At 64.8% G+C, this 21031-nt stretch carries 19 protein-coding genes; 5 read left to right on the plus strand and 14 right to left on the minus strand.

Annotated features, from left to right (window positions below):
* Position 1 precedes the first annotated feature (1 nt).
* Genes EWF95_RS12135 through cbiT form a run of 5 tightly spaced genes read right to left on the minus strand, consistent with a single transcriptional unit; the run spans position 2 to position 4125 of the window.
* Positions 2-874 carry a precorrin-3B C(17)-methyltransferase gene (locus tag EWF95_RS12135; protein ID WP_142444355.1) on the minus strand — a complete coding sequence of 291 codons (873 nt, stop codon included), beginning with the start codon at positions 872-874 and terminating at the stop codon, positions 2-4.
* A complete protein-coding gene (gene cbiG, locus EWF95_RS12140) occupies positions 871-1872 on the minus strand; it encodes a cobalt-precorrin 5A hydrolase (RefSeq protein ID WP_142444356.1) in 1002 nt (333 codons plus the stop codon). The genes EWF95_RS12135 and cbiG overlap by 4 nt, the downstream gene beginning before the upstream one ends.
* Positions 1869-2795 carry a cobalt-precorrin-4/precorrin-4 C(11)-methyltransferase gene (locus EWF95_RS12145; protein ID WP_142444357.1) on the minus strand — a complete coding sequence of 309 codons (927 nt, stop codon included), beginning with the start codon at positions 2793-2795 and terminating at the stop codon, positions 1869-1871. Before EWF95_RS12145 ends, cbiG begins: the two co-directional genes overlap by 4 nt.
* On the minus strand, positions 2792-3520 hold the full coding sequence (locus EWF95_RS12150) for a cobalt-factor II C(20)-methyltransferase (protein WP_142444358.1): 729 nt from the start codon (positions 3518-3520) through the stop codon (positions 2792-2794). The genes EWF95_RS12145 and EWF95_RS12150 overlap by 4 nt, the downstream gene beginning before the upstream one ends.
* Entirely contained in the window at positions 3517-4125 is a 609-nt protein-coding gene (gene cbiT, locus EWF95_RS12155) for a precorrin-6Y C5,15-methyltransferase (decarboxylating) subunit CbiT (protein WP_142444359.1), read from the minus strand. The genes EWF95_RS12150 and cbiT overlap by 4 nt, the downstream gene beginning before the upstream one ends.
* A 1219-nt stretch (positions 4126-5344) precedes the next feature.
* Here cbiT and EWF95_RS12160 point away from each other — a divergent pair.
* Entirely contained in the window at positions 5345-5662 is a 318-nt protein-coding gene (locus EWF95_RS12160; RefSeq protein WP_142444360.1) for an RPA12/RPB9/RPC11 RNA polymerase family protein, read from the plus strand.
* Positions 5663-5707: 45 nt separating this feature from the next.
* Here EWF95_RS12160 and EWF95_RS12165 read toward each other — a convergent pair whose 3' ends face one another.
* The 7 genes from EWF95_RS12165 to cobN all read right to left on the minus strand — a co-directional run bounded on the left by EWF95_RS12165 (position 5708) and on the right by cobN (position 13744).
* The gene (locus tag EWF95_RS12165) at positions 5708-6298 is read right to left on the minus strand and encodes a mechanosensitive ion channel family protein (protein ID WP_142444361.1); all 591 of its coding nucleotides are present in this window, start codon (positions 6296-6298) and stop codon (positions 5708-5710) included.
* Positions 6299-6360: 62 nt separating this feature from the next.
* Positions 6361-7671 (minus strand): cobyrinic acid a,c-diamide synthase, encoded by a 1311-nt coding sequence (locus tag EWF95_RS12170; RefSeq protein WP_142444362.1) that lies wholly within the window; start codon positions 7669-7671, stop codon positions 6361-6363.
* Between the two features lie 22 nt (positions 7672-7693).
* The gene (locus tag EWF95_RS12175; RefSeq protein ID WP_142444363.1) at positions 7694-8092 is read right to left on the minus strand and encodes a PIN domain-containing protein; all 399 of its coding nucleotides are present in this window, start codon (positions 8090-8092) and stop codon (positions 7694-7696) included.
* Complete coding sequence (locus tag EWF95_RS12180; RefSeq protein WP_142444364.1) at positions 8089-8340, minus strand: antitoxin VapB family protein; 252 nt, start codon at positions 8338-8340, stop codon at positions 8089-8091. The genes EWF95_RS12175 and EWF95_RS12180 overlap by 4 nt, the downstream gene beginning before the upstream one ends.
* Positions 8341-8368: 28 nt before the next feature.
* Positions 8369-9145, minus strand: coding sequence for a cobalt-precorrin-7 (C(5))-methyltransferase (locus EWF95_RS12185; protein ID WP_142444365.1), 777 nt, complete (start codon positions 9143-9145; stop codon positions 8369-8371).
* Complete coding sequence (locus EWF95_RS12190) at positions 9142-9870, minus strand: precorrin-8X methylmutase (RefSeq protein ID WP_142444366.1); 729 nt, start codon at positions 9868-9870, stop codon at positions 9142-9144. The genes EWF95_RS12185 and EWF95_RS12190 overlap by 4 nt, the downstream gene beginning before the upstream one ends.
* Positions 9863-13744 (minus strand): cobaltochelatase subunit CobN, encoded by a 3882-nt coding sequence (gene cobN, locus EWF95_RS12195; RefSeq protein ID WP_142444367.1) that lies wholly within the window; start codon positions 13742-13744, stop codon positions 9863-9865. Before cobN ends, EWF95_RS12190 begins: the two co-directional genes overlap by 8 nt.
* A gap of 31 nt (positions 13745-13775) precedes the next feature.
* Between cobN and EWF95_RS12200 the strand changes: the two genes are divergently transcribed.
* Together EWF95_RS12200 and EWF95_RS12205 are read left to right on the plus strand one after the other, a co-directional pair.
* On the plus strand, positions 13776-15956 hold the full coding sequence (locus EWF95_RS12200) for a VWA domain-containing protein (RefSeq protein WP_142444368.1): 2181 nt from the start codon (positions 13776-13778) through the stop codon (positions 15954-15956).
* A gap of 71 nt (positions 15957-16027) precedes the next feature.
* Positions 16028-17278 (plus strand): Glu/Leu/Phe/Val family dehydrogenase, encoded by a 1251-nt coding sequence (locus EWF95_RS12205; protein WP_142444369.1) that lies wholly within the window; start codon positions 16028-16030, stop codon positions 17276-17278.
* A gap of 7 nt (positions 17279-17285) precedes the next feature.
* On the opposite strand, the gene EWF95_RS12210 is transcribed toward EWF95_RS12205, so the two are convergent.
* Positions 17286-17693 (minus strand): thioredoxin family protein, encoded by a 408-nt coding sequence (locus tag EWF95_RS12210; protein WP_142444370.1) that lies wholly within the window; start codon positions 17691-17693, stop codon positions 17286-17288.
* A gap of 113 nt (positions 17694-17806) precedes the next feature.
* On the opposite strand from EWF95_RS12210, the gene EWF95_RS12215 reads away from it, so the two are divergent.
* Positions 17807-18268, plus strand: coding sequence for a pyridoxamine 5'-phosphate oxidase family protein (locus EWF95_RS12215; protein ID WP_142444371.1), 462 nt, complete (start codon positions 17807-17809; stop codon positions 18266-18268).
* Positions 18269-18352: 84 nt separating this feature from the next.
* Entirely contained in the window at positions 18353-19264 is a 912-nt protein-coding gene (locus EWF95_RS12220) for a PLP-dependent cysteine synthase family protein (protein WP_142444372.1), read from the plus strand.
* Positions 19265-19291: 27 nt separating this feature from the next.
* Here EWF95_RS12220 and EWF95_RS12225 read toward each other — a convergent pair whose 3' ends face one another.
* Entirely contained in the window at positions 19292-21007 is a 1716-nt protein-coding gene (locus tag EWF95_RS12225) for a sensor histidine kinase (protein WP_142444373.1), read from the minus strand.
* Between the last annotated feature and the right edge of the window lie 24 nt (positions 21008-21031).

Genomic DNA, 21031 nt, shown 5'->3' on the forward strand with positions numbered 1-21031 from the left:
GTCAGAAATCCTCCACGTCACGCCCGCCGCGCGGGGTGACAAGGAACGTCCGGTAGTCGTTGTCCCACGTCTCCGTCTCGTGGTTGCCGATGATCAGCGAGGTGCCCATCCCCGACACCTTGTCGTCGTGGGCGGTCGCTTCGCCGAGCGTCGTGATGACGTGGCTCTCGCCGTTGCGGCCGGCGTCGGCGCGGCCGGCGTCGTTGACGATCGCCACCAAGGCGTCGTCAGTCCGTTCCTCGCGGACGATGTCGACGGCCTTCTCGTAGTTGCGCCAGCAGTTGTAGAGGACGATGACGAAATCGCTGATGGCTGCGGCGCGTAGTTTCTCCTCGATTTCCTCCCACCCGCGCCACTTGTCCGACAGCGAGATGGTACAGAAATCGTTGCACAGCGGCGCGCCGACCATCGCCCCGCCGCCGAGCGCGGCGGTGACGCCGGGGACGATCTCGATTGGGATGTCGGTCGCGTCTTCCTCCTCGGCCATTTTGAATATCAGGTCGGATTTGCCGTACACGGAGGGGTCGCCACCCGAGACGTGGGCCACGTCGTCGCCGGCGCGAACGCGCTCGAAGGCGACCTTGGCAAGTTCGATCTGGCGGCCCATCGTCGAGCGGATGATCTCCTGTTCGTGGCCGTTCTCGCGGGTGACACGCCCCTCGTCGTCGACCTGGTCGGCGGGCGGCAGCGTGCCGTCCTCCCGCAAAAACGCCTGATAGAGGTCGGAGGCGATCACGCAGTCGGCCGTCTCGATGACCTCCTTGGCGCGCTTGGTCATGTCGGCCGGTAGTCCGGGGCCGATCCCGACGACAGAGAGGGTTCCGAGGTCGTCCGGGCGTTCGGCCGCTGCCGCACTCGCTGATTCGCTGCTCATCGTCCTATCGCCACCGTCACCTCGTTCTGATAACTCTGCTTTTCGAGCAGGAGTTCTTGGTCGCTGCCGCCGGCGATGGCTGAGGCCTCCGAGATGCCAGGCCAACCGATCAATTCCTTGGATTTCGATGGACTCGGGCCCTCGTGCTCCAACAGCGTCTCTTTGTCGAAGGCGACGACGCCGAGATCGAGTTCCTCGGCGGCCTCCAGCAGTCCCTCCTCGTTTTCTTTTCGCGTCGCCGTGGCGACGAACTCCACGTCGTCCATCTCGTACTCGGTTTCGTCGAGGGCGGTCTCCCAGGCCGCGATGAAGGAATCGGCTGCCGCGCCGGAGACGCTGCCGGTTCCGAGGACGACGCCGTCGTCTTTGTTCCGCTTGAGGACGGTCACGTCGTCGCCGACCAGCACGGCCTGCGGGCCGTCGAGGCGGGCGACTGGGCCGAGTTCGTCGTCCAGCACGGCGAGGTTGGTCTGGATCGTCGAGCGGCCGTTGACGACATGGGTGTCCATCGCCTTCGCGCGGGCCTCGACGCCTTGCTTGCCGGCCGCTTCCGAGGCTGTCGTCATCGCCGGAATCGCGCCCATCGTGGCGAGGTCTTGGGCAACCTGGTTCGCGCCGTGGTGCCCGCCAGTGATCGGGATCGCCCAGGTGAGTTCCTCGTCGACGACACAGATGGCGGGATCGTCCCACTTGTCGTCGAGCAGGTGGGCGGTTTTCCGCATGGCGATGCCGCTGGCCATCAGGCCGATGAAGCAGTCGTACTCGCCCCAGTGCTCGTCGAAGACCTCGCCGTGGTACTCGATGATATCTATCTGCTCGTAGCGGTCGGCGAGTTCGCTCTCGATCTCTTCGGCCGTATCCATCTTCCGGCCGAAGGAGATGATAGCGATCTCCTCGGCGACCTCCCCGTCGCTGTCGGGCGTGCTACAGTGGCCGCCGCTGTCGGAGTCGTCGCTCGTGTCGCTGTTCGCCGTCGTAGATTCGTTGTCCGTGCTCATTGGGTTGTCTCCGCTGGATCGGTCTGTTCGCTATCCGCCGTCTCACTGCTATCGTCGTCAGCATCATCATCGGGGCCGCGATCCGCCCACCCATCGTACAGGTAGGAACGCTCGTAGCCCGCGCCGGTCACGGCGTCGCCGATGATCACCATCGCCGAGGCGCGGTAGCCGGCCTCCTCGATCTTCTCGCCAATCGTGCCGATGGTGCCAACGATCACGTCCTCGTCGGGCCAGGAGGCGTGGTAGACGACCGCGACCGGAATCTCGGGGTCGTGGCCGTCGTCGATGAGCCGATCCATCGTGTCGGCGACGGCGTGGGTACCGAGGTAGATACAGGTCGTCACGTCGCCCATCTCGACGAATTCGCCGATGTGATCGTCCTCCTCGGTCAGCGTCTTGCCCTGCGGGCGGGTGAAGGCGACGTGGTTCGAGACCTCGTTGAGCGTGAGTTGGGTTCGGAGGGTCGCGCTCGCTGCGAAGGCTGAGGTGACGCCCGGGACGAAGTAGGTGGGGACGCCTTCGTGTTCGAGGGCGTCCATCTGTTCGAGCGCCGCGCCGTAGATCGCGGGATCGCCGCTGTGGAGCCGGACGACGTTGTCGCCGTCCTCGTGGGCGTCCCGCATGAGCGGGATCAGCTCTTCGAGATCCTTGCCGATGGATGAAACCGTCTCGGCGTGGTCGCAGTACTCCTCAAGGAGTTCGCTGTTGACCAGCGAGCCGGCGTGGACGACGAGGTCGGCCTCTTCCAGCAGTTCCTTGCCGGCGACGGTCAGCAGGCGTGGGTCGCCAGGGCCAGCACCGACGAAGGGGATACCCTCCTGCTCGTCGCCAGCGTTGTGCTCGAAGATCCGGTCGTCGAGTTCGGCGCGTCGCTGCTCGCCTTGGGCGTCGATGGCGGATTGGGGGTCGGTTTCGTCGCTCATGCTTCCCCCTCCTCGCTGGCGTCGGTCGCCGACTCGTCGCTGGCGTCGAACTGCGCGGTCGCCGGTTCGATGTCCAGATCGCGTTTCACCGCGTAGGCGAGGGTGTAGTAGTCGCGCTCGTCGATCTCGCTGGGCTCGTCGGTAATGACCGTCTCGCCTTGCTCCATGTAGAGCCGGCGGCCGTAGGTCACGTCGTAGCCGGCGTCGATGAGACCTTCGTGGGTCGCCGGCGCGTCGGTGACTTTGAAGAGGATCATCCGGTCGGGGCCGGTCGGCGCGTGGCCGTTGGCGGCCTCCCGCAGCGCGAGGCCCGCGCCGGCCTCGATTTCGACGTCCAGCGCGGTCGCAAACGCCGTCATCGCGCTGACGCCAGGCACGATCTCGACGTCCACATCGGGGTGGAACGCGTCAAGCGTCCGTCGCAGGTGCCCGAACGTCGAGTAGACGTTCGGGTCGCCGAGCGTGACGAAGGCGGCGTCGCCATCGCGGGCCTGCGGCGCGATCTCTGCGGCGGCCGTTTTCCACGCCGCCCGTAGCTTCTCCTCGTCGCGGGTCATCGGGAAGTCGAGATCGCCGATCTTCGACTCCTCGACGTGGTTCAGCGCGACCGTCCGCGAGAGGCGGCCTGGCGAATAGACCACGTCAACCGACTCCAGTACCTCCTTGCCGCGCACTGTCACCAGATCGGCCTGTCCGGGGCCGAGGCCGATACCGTAGAGCGTCACTGTGTCGCCTCCGCTCGTTCGCCGTCGTCAGCGTCGCTGTCGCCGTCGCCCTCGTCGTCGCTTGCACTGCCGACCAGCATGTAGACCGGGTTGTCGGAATTGAAGCTCGTCGCGCCGGCGAGTTCGTAGCCGTGGCTGACCTGGAACTGGACGACTTCCTCCAAGATGTCGCGCTCGCGGAACGCTTCGGTCGCGCGGCCGGCGACCTCCAGCCGTGAGACGTTCATCACGATCCGGTCGATTTCGGTGTCGACGGCGTGGTCGAGCACGGCTTCGAAGTTCCGGCTGCCGCCGAGAAAGAGGGCGTCGGCGTCGTCGGGCAGCCCCTCGGGTGCTTCGGCGTTCCGCAACTCGACGTCGGCGGTGACCGTCTCCTCGTTGGCCGCGAGGTTTTGCTCGGTCACGTCTAGGCGGTCGGCCTTGCGTTCGAGGGCGGTCACGCGGCCGGCCCGTCGGGCGGCCTCGATGGTGACCGCGCCGGTACAGGAGCCGACCTCCGCGAAGAGGTCGTCCGGGCCGAGGTCGAGTTTGCCGAGCAGCACCGACCGTACTTCCGACTTGGTCGGCCCCGCTTTGGCGTCGTGTGGCAGTGCGATGGGCATCATCACGTCTCTCAAACCGGATCGATAAAACAATTTTGCTTGGGGTAGCGAAAGTTCGCTTGTATACGATATCGAAGTCAAATTAATCAGCACAAGATTGATTCCAGAGTGTAAGAATGTTCGAGTATGGGAACAGCAGGAGATGTAATAGACGGATTACTGGCTAAACAATTCACAAGTCTACTTATCGCATTCCTTATTCCTGCTCTATTAGGTCTATTACTGACGACTCTACCGTTAGGCCCCGAATTGATTGTAATGATACCAGCGATACTTGGGATAAGTATCGCATGGACTCTTGGAGCATCATACGGAAAACGGAAAGTGTATCGTAATGTTGCGAAAAATAGAGATTAATTCATACGAACAGTGTTTGGCAGTTTTCTATATCTCAAAATCTTATACTTTCTATAGATACTGCACCACCAACGACCACCAAAACGATTCTTTATCATCCAAATGCTAATATAGAGAAGTAGGACGGTTTCTTTCAGATATGGGATACTGCGGAACTGGCCTGGGTAAAGAGCAACCACCAAGACGAACAACCCCAGCAGTTCAGATGTCGATTCTAGAAACAGTTTTCTAGCCCTTTGAATTTCTTCGTGTGGTGGATTTTCGACTGGATCACGAATCATTGTAATTGAAAACATAGGATTCACAGTGAAAAATTGATTGCCAAATCTATCCCAGAGCGTAATTCAATACCACTGTAGCTTATTACGAGACAATCCCTTCTTTGCGATAGCTATGAATGACGAGGCACAGCGGCAAATAGACAAAGATATCGAGGAAAACGCCGAACTGTACGAAGCCCTCGCTGACGAGAGCGACGAATAGCCGCCTTACTCCGTATACTTTTGTTCAGTACGTCGTTGAAATACGCTCGTCAGAACTCGAATAGTTCGTGGCGCGTCGCCCAGGTCGTGTCCTTGTAGTCGATGAGAATGTTCGAATCGACGACGGCGACCGCGATTCAGGCGTCTTCCGCGAATGTCGGATCGTCCTCGTTGCCGGCGAGATCGTGCGAATAGAGGCTATCGCCACCCATCGGGGCTTTCAGATCATCGTCGTCGAAGGCCTCGTCGGCTGCCATACGCCGAAATAGCGGCTCACGCAAAATACATGTTGCGCCACATGTTCACGTGTGCTCACACTCGAATACTGAGCAGCCGACGGATCGGTAACACATATATCCGACACTCGTGTATTTCGACGGTGTATGCAATTCTGTGATGAGTGTGGCTCGCTGATGCACACGGCGGGCGACACCTGGGTCTGTCGCTCCTGTGAGAACGAGGAGCCACGAGACGCCGACGCCGAAGCGGCGATGACGACCCAGGACGGACAGGTCGACGACGAGGCACCCGCCGTCGCCGACGCGACCAAAGACGCTAGCGAGACGGTCGAAGAGTCCTGTCCGGCCGAGGATTGCGACAGCGACCGGGCCACTTCCGAGATGATGCCAAAGCCGGGCGGCTCCTACGAGGTTCGGCTGTTCACCTGTGTCGAGTGCGGCCACAAGTGGCGCGCATCCTGACGGCGCATCTGTTTGCTGTCACCAGCAACGACTCGAACCCTGAACTCACGCACCGACATCCGCCGCTGATTCCTCGACTTCACCATCCGAATCGACTTCCTGCACCCATTTCTTCTCCACATCGCGGTTGGCGACGACGATCAGGTCGCCGTCGTCGCCGCGAATGCGGGTTTTCCGCAGGTCGATCCCGGTGACCGTCCCCGTCACCGAGGCCGTCGTCACGCGGTCGCCCTCGTTGAAATCGGCGTCCTGGAGCAGATAGACGCCGGCCACCGTGTCGGCGAGCATCTCCTTGAGCGCGAAGGCGACACCCAAGGCGACGAACCCAGTCGCTGTCCCGAGGCTCGCAGCCACGTCGCCCATCCCGACGATCTTCAGCAGCGTCAGCCCCGCGCCGAACCACAGCAGGAGACTCGCCATCGTCACCCCGAGATCGACGATGAGCTGCTCCTCGTCGGCGTACAGTCGCCCCAACGCCGACCGGAGGACTGCCTTGATGAAACGAATGAGGAGGTACACCAGTACCAGAAAGACCGTTCCCGACAGCAATCGCGGGAAGACGGCGATGATGTCGCGGACGAATTCGGCGGTGACGCTGCTGACGACGTTCGCTTGCGAGGGAAGTTGGAGGAGCACAGGTAGCCATTCGCCGCCAGCAATAAGAGTATTCGGCAGCCAGCGAACCCGAAAGGAGCAGGCTATCGACGCCCAGCCAGCGACTCGATGAAACGGTCGAATGCACCGCTCTCGGCGTGGACGTGGGCGTACGTCCCGAGTGAGTCGTAGGCCAGCAGGCCGTCGTGCTCGCCGTCGATACCGTCGCCGCGCCGAACGTCGAAAGCAAAGCGGGCGTCGTTGTCGACGCTGGCCTCCGAGTAGTGAAACTCGTGGCCGCGAAGTGTCGCGCCGCGGTCAGCCGTCAGCGTCCCCGTCGTCGCGTCGAGTTCGACGTGATCGAGTGCCTGATACCGGTCGCGCATGGTCACGTCGGCCGGGAGAATCCCGGCCATCGCGTGGCTCTCGCCATCGGTCGTCGTTAGCGACTGGCTCATCGACATCAGGCCGCCGCACTCGCCGAAGATCGGCAGGCCCTCGCTGGCGCGGTCGGCGAGGTCGTCAAGCGTCGATGACGACGCCAGTTCCGCCGCATGGAGTTCGGGGTAGCCGCCTGGCAGATAGACGCCGTCGCAGTCGGGCACCGGGTCGCCGGCGACCGGCGAGAACGTCCGGACGGTCGCCCGCTCGCGGAGTCGTTCGATGGTCGCCGGATACTGGAAACAGAAGGCGGCGTCGCTGGCGACCGCGACGGTCGCGTCCGTCGGCTCGGCTGCGGCCGGTTCGGCGTCGATAGTGGGTTCGCGCGCCACATCGACCAATCGCTCGGTTTCAAGATGGTCGGCCGCCTCGTCGAGTGCATCGTGCGGCAGCGCGGCTTCATCGCCCATTTCCAGACCGAGGTGGCGATCCGGGATTTCGAGATCGCCGGACGGTGGAATCCGCCCGAAGTAATCGAGTTCGTCGGGCAGCGCGTCTCGGATGCCCTGTTCATGGCGACCGCCGTGGGCGCGCTGGGCGACCACGCCAGCAACATCGATCTCGCGGTCGATAGTCGCCGCATACTCCCGGAAGCCGTAGGCCGCGGCGGCGACGCTCTCCATGCCGGCCTTGGCGTCGACGACGAGTACGACCGGCAGATCGAGGGCTTCGGCGACCATCGCAGTACTTGAGCCGTCGCCGTCGTAGAGCCCCATCACGCCCTCGACGACACAGATATCGCCCTCGCCGCGCGCGTAGTTGCGAGCGAGGCCAGCCTCGCCTTCGAGCCACAGGTCGAGTGTGCGAGAGGGGCGGCCCGCAATCGCCTGGTGGTGGCTCGGGTCGATGAAGTCCGGGCCGGCTTTCGCCGGCTGTACGGAGTAGCCCGCGGCGTCGAGTGCGCGAATGATGGCGAGTGTAGCGACCGTCTTGCCGACACCGGAACTCACGCCGCCAAGGACGAAGCCGTTCATTGGATGTGAATTGGTCGCATTGTTATGCTCGATAGTCGTCGACAGCGAGGACTTCTCTCGCTGCTGCGTGGGTGAGATCGTTGTCCCGAGAGACGAGGGTTGCGTTCAGTTCGTCGGCGACGGCCGCAACGAGCCCGTCAATCGCAGTCAACTCTGGGCCTTCGGGGCCGATCTCGTCGCCGAGTTCCGCCGCGCGAACGGCTGTCGACTCGTCCGTCTCGATGACATCGGCCCACGAGAGTTCGGCGCGTGCAGCATCGATGTCAGTGGACGCGTTACTGTGGACTGTCCCGAGCAGGTACTCGGTGTAGACCGGTGCCGGGATGCAGAACTGCTCGTCGGAATGATCAAGGAGGTATTTCGCAGCCGCATCCACTTCATTACCGTAGTCGATCAGAAACGTGGCATCGAGCACCTTCATTCGTCGCTTCGGCTCTCGGCCATCGCTGCGATGCGATTGTTGGATTTTTCTTGACCCTGTTCGTGAACGGCCCGTATCGCCTCGGCACGATCCGTGCCGGCGAATGCTCCGAAGCCAGCGAGCAGGTCACGGTCGTCGTCCAGCAACCGCTCAACCACATCGTTGAACGATTCATCCTCACGCCGTCGAGCGTTGAGTTCCCGCTTTACCGCCTCGCTCACGCGGATCTGTTTGTTGGCCGTACCCATCGTATGTCAACGTAGTCGTTGACGCCGCTTAGTCGTTTGGTCGTCCAACCGGTCGCCGAACCGCCAGCACCGACAGATCCGAAAACGGCGTCGAGTCTGCGCCTGACCCGCCGGCGTGATCTGCGAGCTCACTAAGCGAAAACCGGCTGATCGACTCATCGTCATGGGTGAGCTTTTCGAGCACCAACGCGTCCAGCGTGGGGTCAGCACCCGCTTCGAGCAGGTGGGCTGCGATGTCACCGGGCATCCAGTCGAACGGCCGAGGCAGAACGAGCAGGTGTCGGTCGCCGACGGCGTCGGTCAGCCGCTGGAGGTCGTCGCTGATGTCGCCGCTCTTGTGCAGTGTGACGAACTCGGTGTCCTCCATCGGCGTGCGGGCGCGACTCGCCGCGATCTGCAGCGACGAGATGCCGGGAATCACGCGAACCGGCCGGTCGACCACGTCCTCTACTTTGCCGACGAACTGGTAGCCGGAGTGGTTGGGATCGCCCATCAGCACGGCCGTCCCGCGCTCGCCGCTGGCAACGCGGTCGGCGAACGTCGTCAGGGCCTCGCGTTCGTCCTTGTACCCGCAGGTCAGCAGGTCGGCGTCGGTCTCCTCGGCGATGAACTCGACGACCGTTTCGAAGCCGACGACGACATCCGCGGCTTCGATAGCCTGTCGCCCGCGCGGCGTGAGGTAATCGAGATTTCCAGGGCCGATTCCGACCGCGTGAACGGGCTCGATATCGCCGTCAAGTGTTTCGGGCGCGGCTGCTGCAACGGTCGCTGGGTCGGGCCCCGAATCGAGGTCGTACTCGCTCACGACTCCGACTCCAGGTCGAGGTCGCCGTCGCGTACGTCGCTGGCGACGTGTATCAGTTCGTTCGTCAGCGCGGCCGCCAGGCCGCTGCCGCCACGGCGGCCGACGTTCGTGATCGCCGGCACGTCGTACTCGGCGGCGACCTCCCGTATTCGTTCGCGGCTCTCGACGGCCTTCACGAAGCCGACCGGCGTGGCGACGACGACGGCGGGCCGGGTGCCGTTTTCGATGCAGTCAGCGAGCGCGAAGGCGGCGGTCGGCGCGTTGCCGACGACGGCGATGGCGTCCTCGTAGACGCCCTGTTTGTCGAGTTCGAGTACCGAGGCTGCGGTGCGGGTCATCCCCGTCTCCTTGGCGAGTTCCGCGCCGTTGCCGATGGCCTTCCGCTTCTCGCAGTTGTGCCCGCGGCCGGTCACGCCGGCTTTCGACATGGTGATGTCGGTGACGATGGTCGCCTCGCGGTTGACGGCCCGCGCGCCGGCGCGGATCGGCGCGGCGTCGTCCGCGTTGCCGTCGCTGTCAGTGCCGGTGAACCGCAGCAGGTGCTGGAACTCGATATCACCCATCGAGTGGACGGCCTTCTGGCGGAACCGATCAGCCAGCGTCTCGTCGGGGACGAACTGCCGGACGATATCCATGCTCGTCTCGGCGATATCCATCGCCTCCTGCGTGGTCGCGCCGAGGTCGGCGTACTCCTCGTCGACATCGGCTGTGTTGGATTCAGTCATCGGCCGCCTCCGGGGCTGGCTCGCTCGCTCGTGCTTCGAGGTCGCCCTCCACGCTGAGGTTGATATCACGGAGCTGGTCAGCGGTTTCGTCGTCGGCGTCCCACAGGTCGCGGTCGATGGCTTCCAGCAGCGTGTCGGTGATCGATTCGAGTGCCCAGGGATTCACGTCGCGCATCCACTCCTGTCGCTCGTCGTCGAAGGCGAACTTCTCGGCCACATCCTCCCAGAGCGTGTCGCTGATGACACCGGTGGTGGCGTCCCAGCCGAGAACGACATCGACCGTCGTCGAGAGGTCGCCCGCGCCCTTGTAGCCGTGTTCTTCCATCGAATCGAGCCACTCTGGATTGAGGACGCGAGCACGCATCGCCTTCCGGACTTTTTCCTCGTTGGTATACACGTCCACGTTCTCGGGATCGGATGAGTCGCCGACGTAGGAGGCGGGTTCGCTGCCGGCGATTTCGGAGACGGCCGAGATGAAGCCGCCGTGGAACGCGTACCAGTCCGAGGAGTCGAGTTCGTCCTGTTCCATCGTGTCCTCGATTTTGACCGTCGCATCGACGCTGGACAGCCGGCGTTCGAAGCTATCGTGGGCCTCGCTGACCTTACCGCGTTTGCCCATCGCGTAGCCGCCCCACTGGACGTACACGTCGGCCAAGTCCGCGCGGTCGTCCCAGTTGCCCTCGTCGACGGCTTTGTTCGTGCCCGCGCCGTAGCCGCCAGGCCGCGTGGTAAAGACGCGGTTCGTCGCCGCGCTCTTGGCGTCGTCGGGGTCGAGCCCCTCGGCTTCCAGCTCCTCAGCCTCTTCCTCGACGTGTTTCTTGATGTAGTTCATCTCGTGGGGTTCGTCGAGATCGACGACGGCGGAGACGGCGTCGTGAATGACACCGGCTGCGGCGGGGAACGCATCGCGGAACAGCCCCGAGACGCGTGTCGTCACGTCGATCCGTGGGCGACCGAGTTCGTCGAGCGGAATCGGTTCCACATCGTCGATCCGGCCGGCGTCCGTCCAGAGCGGCCGCACGCCCATCATCGCCAGCACCTGGCCGATGGTTTCGCCTTTCGTTCGCACCGTGGGCGTCCCCCAGGCGACGACGCCGATCTCCTCGGGGTACTCGCCGGTGTCGTCGTGATGGCGGTCGAGGACGCCCTCGGCGACGTTTTTGCCGACCTGCCACGCGTATTTCGCCGGCACCTTGCGCGGGTCGAGCGTGTAGAAGTTGCGCGCGGTCGGCAGCAGGTCGACACCGCCACGCGTCGGCGCGCCGGAGCCGCCCGGCGGGACGTACTCGCCGTTGAGCGCGTCGGCCGTGCGTGGCACCTCGTCTTCGGCACCCCGGACGCGCGGCGCGGCCTCCTCGCAGATGAACGCGAGGGCCTCCCGCAGGTCGTTGTGCGCGCCGGAGTTCGCCCGCCCGTCGCCGACTGTGTCGATATCGACGACGAGCAGATTGATATTGACTTCGTCGTCCGGGCCGGCTTCCCGCTCGGAATCCGGTACGTCGAAGTCGTGGTTAGCCAGGGTTTCGACCAACTCGACACAGGTCTCGTGGACGTGGTCGGCGGCCTCGGCGTAGGTCATCCCGAGGGCGTCGTCGTACTCGCCGGGGCGGTTCCGCATCGCGTCGTAGTCGACGCCGAGCGCGCCGGCAACGCTTTCGCGCAGGCTCGGCGTGTCTCCGTTTTCGAGGCGGGTGAGCGCGACCAGATACTCGACGAGGCGGTCGTCGGCCGGCGGCTCGCTCATCGTATGCAGGCCGAGCCGGATCTGGGTCGTTTTCACGTCCGTCAGGTACTCGTGGATTCGTTCGACCAGTTCGTCGATTGCGAGGTCGTCGCCAGCAACGTCGCCCTCGGCGAGCGTCGAGCCGGCTTCGTCGGGGCCACGTACCTCCATCTGCTCGTCGATTGCGCCGCTCGTACCGAGTTCGACCGCGAGATCGAGGTCGTCAACGCGTTCGCGGATGAGGTCGGCCAGTTGCTCGCCGCTGTCGCTGCGGGCGTCTTCCATCCCGGCCTCGCGGTACTCGTTGGCGAGCTCTTCGAGTTCGCTGAGTTCGTCGTACGTCCCGGCGTTGGCCATCACGGGCGTCAGGTAGTCGACGATAGCAGCGTAGGAGCGACGCTTCGCCTGGGTGCCCTCGCCTGGGTTGTTGACGATGTAGGGGTAGACGTTCGGCAGATCGCCGAGCAGTTGGTCGGGCGCGCTCGCGCCGTTGAGCCCGACGGTCTTGCCGGGCAGCCACTCCAGGGAGCCGTGGGTACCGAGATGGACGACGGCGTCGGCCTCGAAGCTGTTTCGCAGCCAGGCGTAGAAGGCGTAGTAGTCGTGCGGCGGCTGGAGATCCGAATCGTGATAGACTTTCGCGGGATCCATCCCGAATCCGCGCGGCGGCTGGACGGTGACGAGCACGTTCCCGAACTCCGCGCCGGGAATCGCAAACGGGCGGTCGGGTGGGTCGCCCCACTCCTCGGTGATGTTTTCCTGAAATCGCTCGTCGGCGTCGGCGAACCACTCGCGGTACTGGTCGGTCGCAACGACATCAACCGAGCGGTCGCGCACGTCCTCGGGTGCGACCCAGCGGTTGTCGAGGGTGAGTTGGCTGGTGAGCGTGTCGATGAGTTGCTGGCCCGACACTGGCTGATCGTTGCCGAGGTCGTAGCCGCGAGCGTCGAGCTCCTCAAGGAGGTTGATCGTGCTCTCGGGGGAGTCGAGCCCGAAGGCTGTCCCGATGCCGTCGTCGCTCGGCGGGTAGTTGTGCAGGACGACGGCAACGTTCTTTTCCTGGTTGTCGAGATGGCGGAGTTGCGCCCAGTTGACTGCCAGCCGGGCGGCGTGGTCGACGCGATCCTCAATTGGGAAGTGATGTTTCGGCGCGCTGCCGATGTCGGCGGCGTCGTCCATGCGCTCCTTGCCGGAGATCGGATGCGTGATGACGTTGCCGTCGAACTCGGGGAGGGCGACCGAGAGGGCGAGTTCGAACCCCATCACGCCGGTGTCGCTGGCCTCGTACCGTGAGCGGGAGCGCATCGTCGTGATCGTCTGGAGGACGGGGACGCCGAGGCGGTCGAGGAACACGTCCTCGGCCGAATCACCCTCGTCGCTGGCCGAGCGACCGCGTTCATCCATCGACAGCGAGAACATGAACGAGGAGAGGATGGCATCGACGACCGGTTCGCCGTCCTCAAGCAGCCAGGTGTCGGTGACCCACTCGGCGTTTTCTTGGCCTTCCTCGTCGGCGGCAGGGTTACAGAAGATCGGGAGGGCGTTCGCGCCCTGCGATTCGAGCGCGCGGACTTGGGCGTCGACGTAGCGGGTGTTCTCGTGTGTCCAATGAGATTCGTAAAACCAGATGGCAACCGTTGGCTTCTCGGGATCGAAGGTCTCGCGGAGGGCGTCATATTCGATGCCGGGATGATCGGGATGATAGACACCTTCGGTCGGGAGTTCCGTGGGGTCGTCGTACTCGGTCTCGACGCCGCCGTACTCGCTTGCGAGGAACCGACAGCAGTTTTCGACGTTGATCGTCCCGCCGCGTTCGAGATACTCGTAGATCCGGTCGCGGTCGGCGTCGGCGACGGAGGTGTCCTCGAAGGCGAAGGCGTCGCCGGTCGCTTTGACGATCAGTGGAACACCCATCTCGCGCAGGCGGTCGACGGCGTACTCGTAGCCCGGCATGCTGTCCTCGCCGCCGTGAAGCCAGAGGACGACCGCCGCCGCGTCTTCGCAGTCATCGACGAACGCCTCCACGTCCGTCTGCTCCTCAAGGTCGCTCTCCGAGCGGACGACGAGATCGATACCATCGAGTCGGCCCGCCGCCCGCTGGACGGAGCCGAGTTCGTTTTCCGTTGCCGTATAGAGGCCAATCCGTGTCATCTTTATAAAACAGCGTTGTAGTAGCGCAAGTATGGTTGCAGACCCAGCGAGCAAAAAACTGTCGTCAGTGCCCTTCCCCGCTATCGTCGGCCAAGACGACCTCAAACGGGTGCTGTTGCTCGCTGCGGCCCACGACGACCTCAGCGGCGCGGTCATCACCGGCGAGAAGGGCACCGCGAAATCGACCGCCGTGCGCGCGCTCGTCGATCTCCTCCCCGAACAGCAGGCTGTCGCCGACTGTCTGTACGGCTGTGATCCCGACGATCCAGCCAGCCAGTGCGAGGAGTGTCGCGGCCGCGATCCCAACGACCTCCCGGTCGAAACGCGGCAAGTCCCGCTCGTCACGCTTCCGCTGGGAGCGACCCGCGACCGCGTCGTCGGCACGCTCTCGGTCGAAGACGCGATGGCCGGCGACGCCGAGTTCGACCCCGGCCTGCTCGCAGCAGCCAACCGCGGGATTCTCTACGTCGACGAAATCAATCTGCTCGACGACCACCTCGTTGATGTGCTGCTCGATGCCGCCGCCAGCGGCCTCAACACGGTCGAACGCGACGGCATCAGCGTCTCCCATCCCGCCGAATTCACGCTGATCGGGACGATGAACCCCGAGGAGGGCGACCTCCGGCCACAGCTCCGCGACCGCTTCGATCTCCAGGCAACGGTGACGGGCTGTCAGGATCTCGACGACCGCGTTGACATCATCGACCGCGCGCTCGCTGAGGGCGACGACGAAAACGTTGCCACGGAATACGGCGATGAGGTTGCCGATTTGCGCGAATCGTTGCGGGTCGCCCGCAAGTCAATCGACTCCGTGTCGCTGCCGGCCGAGTTCAAGAAATCTATCGCCGAACTCTGTACCGACGCCGAAGTTGACGGCCACCGAGCCGATATCGCCACGGCGCGGGCGGCTATCGCTGTGGCCGCGCTGGACGGCCGGCCGAAAGTCATCGAATCCGACGTACAGGAGGCCGCCCGCTACACCCTGCCGCATCGCCTCCAAAGCCAGCCCTTCGAGGAGCCACCTGATCCAGAAGACTTGCTGGAGGATCACTTCGATGACGCCGACGATGAGAACGGCGGTGACAACGACGCTGGCGACGACGCCAGCGACGAGAGTGGCGATGCTGACGAGGGGGAGCAAGCGGACGACGAAGGCGATGAGGCGGGTGCCGACGAATCGGCCGCCAGCGAGGGCGACGATCCCAGCGAATCGGACGGGTCTGAGAAATCGGATGGCGGTGACAGCGACAGCGACAATGAGTCCGAAACCGACGGCCCGACACCGACCGGTAGCGACGGCGACCGCGAGGAAAGTCAGCGTGACGCGCCACAGGGGGAAGACGGCGATGACGCCGACGAACCCGTACCCGAGGCTGAGGACGAAGAAACCGGCACGCCGCTCGTTCCGGGCCAACAGCGAGCCAGCGTTGGCGACGCGGCCGCACCCGATATCGACGAGGCGGTCGCCGACGCCGACATCGCCAGCGAGAGCGACACACCAGGCCAGCGCGCGGGAAACCAGCAAGCCGGCGGTCGCGGCACGCGCGTCCGTACTGAGCCCGCCAGCGAGGGAGGTTCAATCGACGCGGCCGCGTCTGTACGAACGGCCGCGAGCCGCGGCCACGAGCGCGTTGAGGCCGACGACCTCCAGCAATCAGTTCGAGAGCGCGAGACGGCCGCAACCATCGTCTTCGCCGTCGATGCCAGCGCGTCGATGACGCCCGCGATGGAGGCCGCCAAGGGCGTCGTCCTCGAACTCCTGCGGGACGCCTACGAGCAGCGTGACGAGGTCGCCTTCGTCGCCTTCGGCGGCGATGACGCCGAGGTGTTGTTGCCGCCGACCCGCAGCGTCTCGCTGGCGGCCCGCCACCTCAAATCGTTGCCGACGGGCGACCGGACGCCGCTGCCGGCCGGACTCGATACCGCCCGGCGCGTCGTCGCCGACGCCGAGTCCAGACTCGGTGTCGTCGTGCTCGTGACCGACGGCCGGGCGAACGTCGCCGACGGCAGCCCGACCGCGGCGACCCGGACGGCGGCCCGGCGGCTCGCAGAGAGCGGGGCGCAGGTCGTGATCGTTGATGCCGCCGAGGCGCGCGATGGGCTTGTGCCCGTTATCGCCGAGGCGACCGACGCCGAAACCGTTCCACTGTCGGCACTCAGCCCCGAAGTCGTGTCGGCGGCGGTCGCGCGAGCGACCGGCGACGGCGAGTAGCCCCGGCCACAGACAGCCGCAGTATCGCCCGCGGCCACCACAATTAACGCCGCCGCGTCCGTTGATCATGTATGACTGATCAGGCCAACCCGCTGGAGAGTTTGCAGGCTCAACTCGACGTTGCCAGCGAGTATCTCGATGTCGACGGCGTGCTCGACCGGCTCAAACACCCCGAGCGCGTGCTTGAGGCCAACCTCGCTATCGAGCGCGACGACGGCTCGCTTGCGGTGTTTCGCGCCTACCGCTCGCAGTTCAACGGCGCGCGCGGCCCGTACAAAGGCGGGATCCGCTACCACCCCGGCGTCACCCGCGACGAGGTCGTCGCGCTCTCGGGGTGGATGGTGTTCAAATGCGCGGTCGTCGACATCCCCTACGGCGGCGGGAAAGGCGGGATCGCCGTCGATCCACGCGAGTACAGCGACAGCGAGCTAGAGCGGCTCACGCGGGCGTTCGCAACCGAACTCCGGCCGCTGATCGGCGCGGATCGTGATATCCCCGCACCGGATGTCAACACCGGCCAGCGGGAGATGAACTGGCTCAAGGATACCTACGAAACCTTAGAGCGAACGACGGAACCGGGCGTCGTCACCGGGAAAGCTATCGATTCCGGCGGCTCGGCAGGCCGTGTCGAGGCGACCGGCCGGTCGGTGATGCTGGCGGCGCGAGAGGCCTTCGAGTGGCTCGGCCGCGATCTCGCCGACGCAACAGTTGCCATACAGGGGTACGGCAACGTCGGCTCGCAGGCCGCCCGCCTGATCGATGAGCTGGGCGGCGATATCGTCGCCGTCTCTGACTCCAGCGGCGCGGTCTACGACCCCGACAGCCTCGCTGTCACGGCCGCAGCCGACCACAAACGCGAGACCGGTTCGCTGGAGGGGTTCGCCGACGCCGAATCGCTGACCAACGAGGAGCTACTGACGCTGGATGTCGATCTGGTGATCCCGGCCGCCCTCGAAAACGCTATCGACGAGTCGCTGGCCGGCGATGTCGCCGCCGACGTGATCGTCGAAGGCGCGAACGGCCCGATCACGCCTGCCGCCGACGAGGTGTTGACCGAACAGGAGATTCACGTCGTGCCCGACATCCTCGCCAACGCAGGCGGCGTGACGGTCTCGTATTTCGAGTGGGTGCAGAACAGACAGCGGTTCTCGTGGACTGAGGAGCGCGTCAACGACGAACTCGAACGGGTGATCACGGAGGCGTTCGACGGCCTGATCGACACCTACGAGTCGACTAACGTGCCGAACCTTCGCACGGCGGCCTACGTTGTGGCGATCAAACGCGTCGTCTCAGCGTTCGAACAGGGCGGCAGTTGGCCTTGACTCGGCGTCAGTCGTCGCCGGGAGCCGCTTCATCAGCTGCCTGTTCCGCACTGAGCGCGCGGCCAAGCGTGACTGCAATCGGTTCCTCGGCGGATTCGACGAACCGAGCGACCTCCTCGCCGTCGCGTTCGACGACAACGGTCGGGATGTACTCGATGCCATACTCCTCGACGCCCGGCCCGGTTTTCGAACCGTCGTCTTCCTTTTCGGTCGGATAGTGGTGGATGCGGTCGTCATCAACGCCGGCGTGCGCAAGGGCGGCTCCGAACGCCGGGAGTTGCTGCTGGCAGTCGATACACCAGTCGCCACCCCAGACGTGGAACGCGTAGTCGCCCGCAGCGAGAGCGTCGATTGCGGCTTCGGTTCCGGGCTCCGGTTCCCAGCCGTCGGCCGGCTCCATCGTTTCCAGTCGCATACCGGCGGTTGGCTGCCGAGCGGCTTAACCGTCCCGGCGGCGATCACAGGGGATGGTGAAATGCTGCCAACCGCACCCGCTTGCTTTTGCCATTTGACGGGCTACACTAGGATATGGTCCCCACCGATTTAGCGGCCATCCAGCTGAGCGACTCGGAGTGCGACGAGTTCTTGGATCGCGTCGATACCGGCGTGCTCTCGTTGTCGACACCACGGGACGAACCTCCCCACAGCGTGCCCGTCTCGTTCGGCTACAACGCCGCAGAGACCGTCTTCTACTTCCGTATCGCTGATCTCCCGCCCGCTGAAAAAGGCGAACTGGAGGGGAGAGCCGTGTCGTTCGTCACGTACGCGAGAGACGAGGACGCCGACGGCTACGTCAGTGTCGTGGCCCAGGGCACGCTCGAATCGACGACACGGAGTGATATCGCCACGGAAGCACTCGCAGGCTTCGAAGGCGTCACGATCCCGTTCGTGGATATCTTCGGTCAGCCGCCTGCGGATGTCAGCTTCTCGTTTTATCGACTCGTCCCGGAGACACTGACCGGCCGCAAAGAGGTGAAAACGGAACTCTGAACCGCCGAACATCGCCGTCCTGACCACTGCGCCACCGTAGCCAAGAGCGTCATGCGTTTAGGCCTGAAACGCAAATCGCCACCAATGGACGACAGTATTCTCGACACTATCGGCTCGCCGCTCGTGGCGGTTGACGCGCCAGAGGGCGCGACGATTGCCGCCAAGATCGAATCCCAGAACCCCGGCGGCTCCGCGAAAGACCGGGCCGCACTCTGGATGATCGAGGCCGCCGAACGCGACGGCGACCTCGCAGCCGACGACACCATCGTCGAACCGACCAGCGGCAACACCGGCATCGGCATCGCCATGGTCGGCGCGGCGAAAGGCTACGACGTACAGATCGTGATGCCGGCCTCGAAATCGCCCGAACGGCGGTCGATCATGAAAGCCTACGGTGCCGACCTCGAACTCGTCGAGGGCGACATCTCCGACGCAAAAGATCGCGCTGACGAACTGGAAGCCGAACAGGGCTACGTCCAACTCCGGCAGTTCGACAACCCTGCGAACCCACAAGCGCACTACGAGTCGACCGGCCCAGAGATCCTCGAACAGGTCGGCGACCGCGCAGTCGACGCGCTCGTCGCCGGTGTCGGCACGGGCGGAACGATCACCGGCATCGGCCGCCGGCTGCGGGAGGAATTTCCCGAGATGGAGATCGTCGCCGTCGAACCCGACGACTCGGCCGTCATCTCCGGTGAGGAGCCGACCGGCGACAGCTTTCAGGGGATGGGGCCCGGGTTTATCAGCCCGAACCTCGATACTAACCTGCTCGATTCCGTCGAGATCGTCTCCGCCGACGATGCCGAAGCCGAGTGTCGTCGTCTCGTGAGCGAGGAGGGCATCTTTGTCGGGCAGTCCAGCGGCGCGTCGAACCTCGCCGCGAAGCGCGTCGCCGAGCGACTGGTCGCCGACGGGGCCGACGACCCGCTCGTAATCACGGTCTTCTGGGACAGCGGCGAACGGTACGTCTCGACAGGGATGTTCGATAGCGAATAAGCGAACCCCGGAGACAACAGACCTCTTTCAGTCTGCCACCGTCGTTTCGGGGGCTGTCGCCTCGGGCTGGGTGTCGGTCGGGAGTTCGATGGTGACGACCGTGCCGCTCGGTTTGCGATCCTCGAATGTTATCTCGCCGCCGAGTCGGACGGCACCCCATTTGACCGCCCAGAGGCCGAGGCCGCTGCCGTGGTCGAGGGCGTCCTCGTCGCCGGTTTCGATGACGGCGCGTTCGTTGCTGGGGATGCCAGGTCCGTTATCGGCGACCGAGACCTCGACGCCGTCGTCGGTCTCCCGTGCCCCGACCGTGACCACCGGCGTCGGCGCGTCGTTGTGAACGACGGCGTTCTCGACGAGGTTATCGAGGACGTGGGCCAACACCTGTTCGTTGACCGGTGCCCCCAGTGAGTCGTCGATGTCGACCGAAAGCGTGGCGTCGGGGTACTCCGACCGATACTCCTCGACAACCGTTTCCCCGATAGCGGCCAGCGACGCGGACTCCTCGACGGCCGCCGTCGTCGCCATCATCTGTTCGACCTGTCGGGCGCGTTCGCCCGTCGCCATGAGGGTGTCGGCCGACGAGACGATGGTCTCGGCGTGATCGACGTACTCCTGGCCGCCGTCGGCGATCAGCTCCGCGCGCCCTCTGATCTTGTTCATCTCGTTGCGAAGGTTGTGACGGAGCACCCGGTTGAGCACCGAGAGCCGCTGTGAGCGAACCCGCTGCTGGGTAACATCGGTGAACACGATCGCGTACCCCGGCTGTCGGTCAAACTGGTCGCTGACGGGCGAGACGGTCGCCTCGAACTGCCGGGAGCCGTCGGGCCCGGAGCGTTCAACGGTGTCGCTGTCCTGCAGGGTGTCGAGGTCGAATCCGACACACGCCGAGAGCGGCTCGGTGGTCGCGGCCGCCGGCTCGACGCCGAACGCATCGGCAGCGGCGTCGTTGAGCTTGACGATCCGCTCGTCGCGGTCGACGACGACCACGGCGTCATCAAGGCCGGCCAGCACCGTCTCGGGGCCGAGGGTGCCCGCCGCCGGAGCCGCATCGAAGATCCCGCCGCGGGTGACCGCGAACCCGACGGCCGCGAGACTCAGCGTGTAGCCGGTCGCGTTGAGCGCGATGATCGAGCTGATGCCGACGCGGCCGGCGATCGCCGGCGTCACCATGTAGGCCAGCCACGGCCAGACGGCGACAAAGGAGAGGACAACCGCGAGCCGGCGGTCGAGATACTCGTACTCGGTGACGGTCAGCGCGAGTAGTGCCATCCCGGCGATCATGACACCGCCCGCGTAGTAGAGGCCGATCTGTTCGGCGAGGGCGGCGAACCCGAGCAACGAGGGCACCGCCGGCGCCGTTGGCCCGCCGCCGGCCATCGACCCGGAGCTTTCCGGCACGAGAATTAGCGCGATCCCGCCCGCCAGAGCCACCGCGACCGGGGCTAGAAACGCCGCCTTTCGGAGTGGCGACGCGAGGTAGGCCAGCCCGTAGTACTCGATGACGAACCATGTGAACGCAGCCGGGATCGCAAGCACCGTCAGCAGCCAGACCGTCGACAGCGATGTGAACGCGCCCGCGGCCACCGAATCGGCGACCGCCAGCGTCCCGACGACGCCGACGAACAGCGCGAACGGCCGCAGGGCAGCCGTCTCGCGCCGTCGGGCGACCCAAACGGCCGTGGCCAGCAGGCCAACACCGGCCACGCCCATCACGATCCGCGCCGCCAGCAACGGGGCGATCATCGAGGTTCACCTCTGTCGGTACTC

The sequence above is a fragment of the Halonotius roseus genome (assembly GCF_006861655.1).
Classification (GTDB): domain Archaea; phylum Halobacteriota; class Halobacteria; order Halobacteriales; family Haloferacaceae; genus Halonotius; species Halonotius roseus.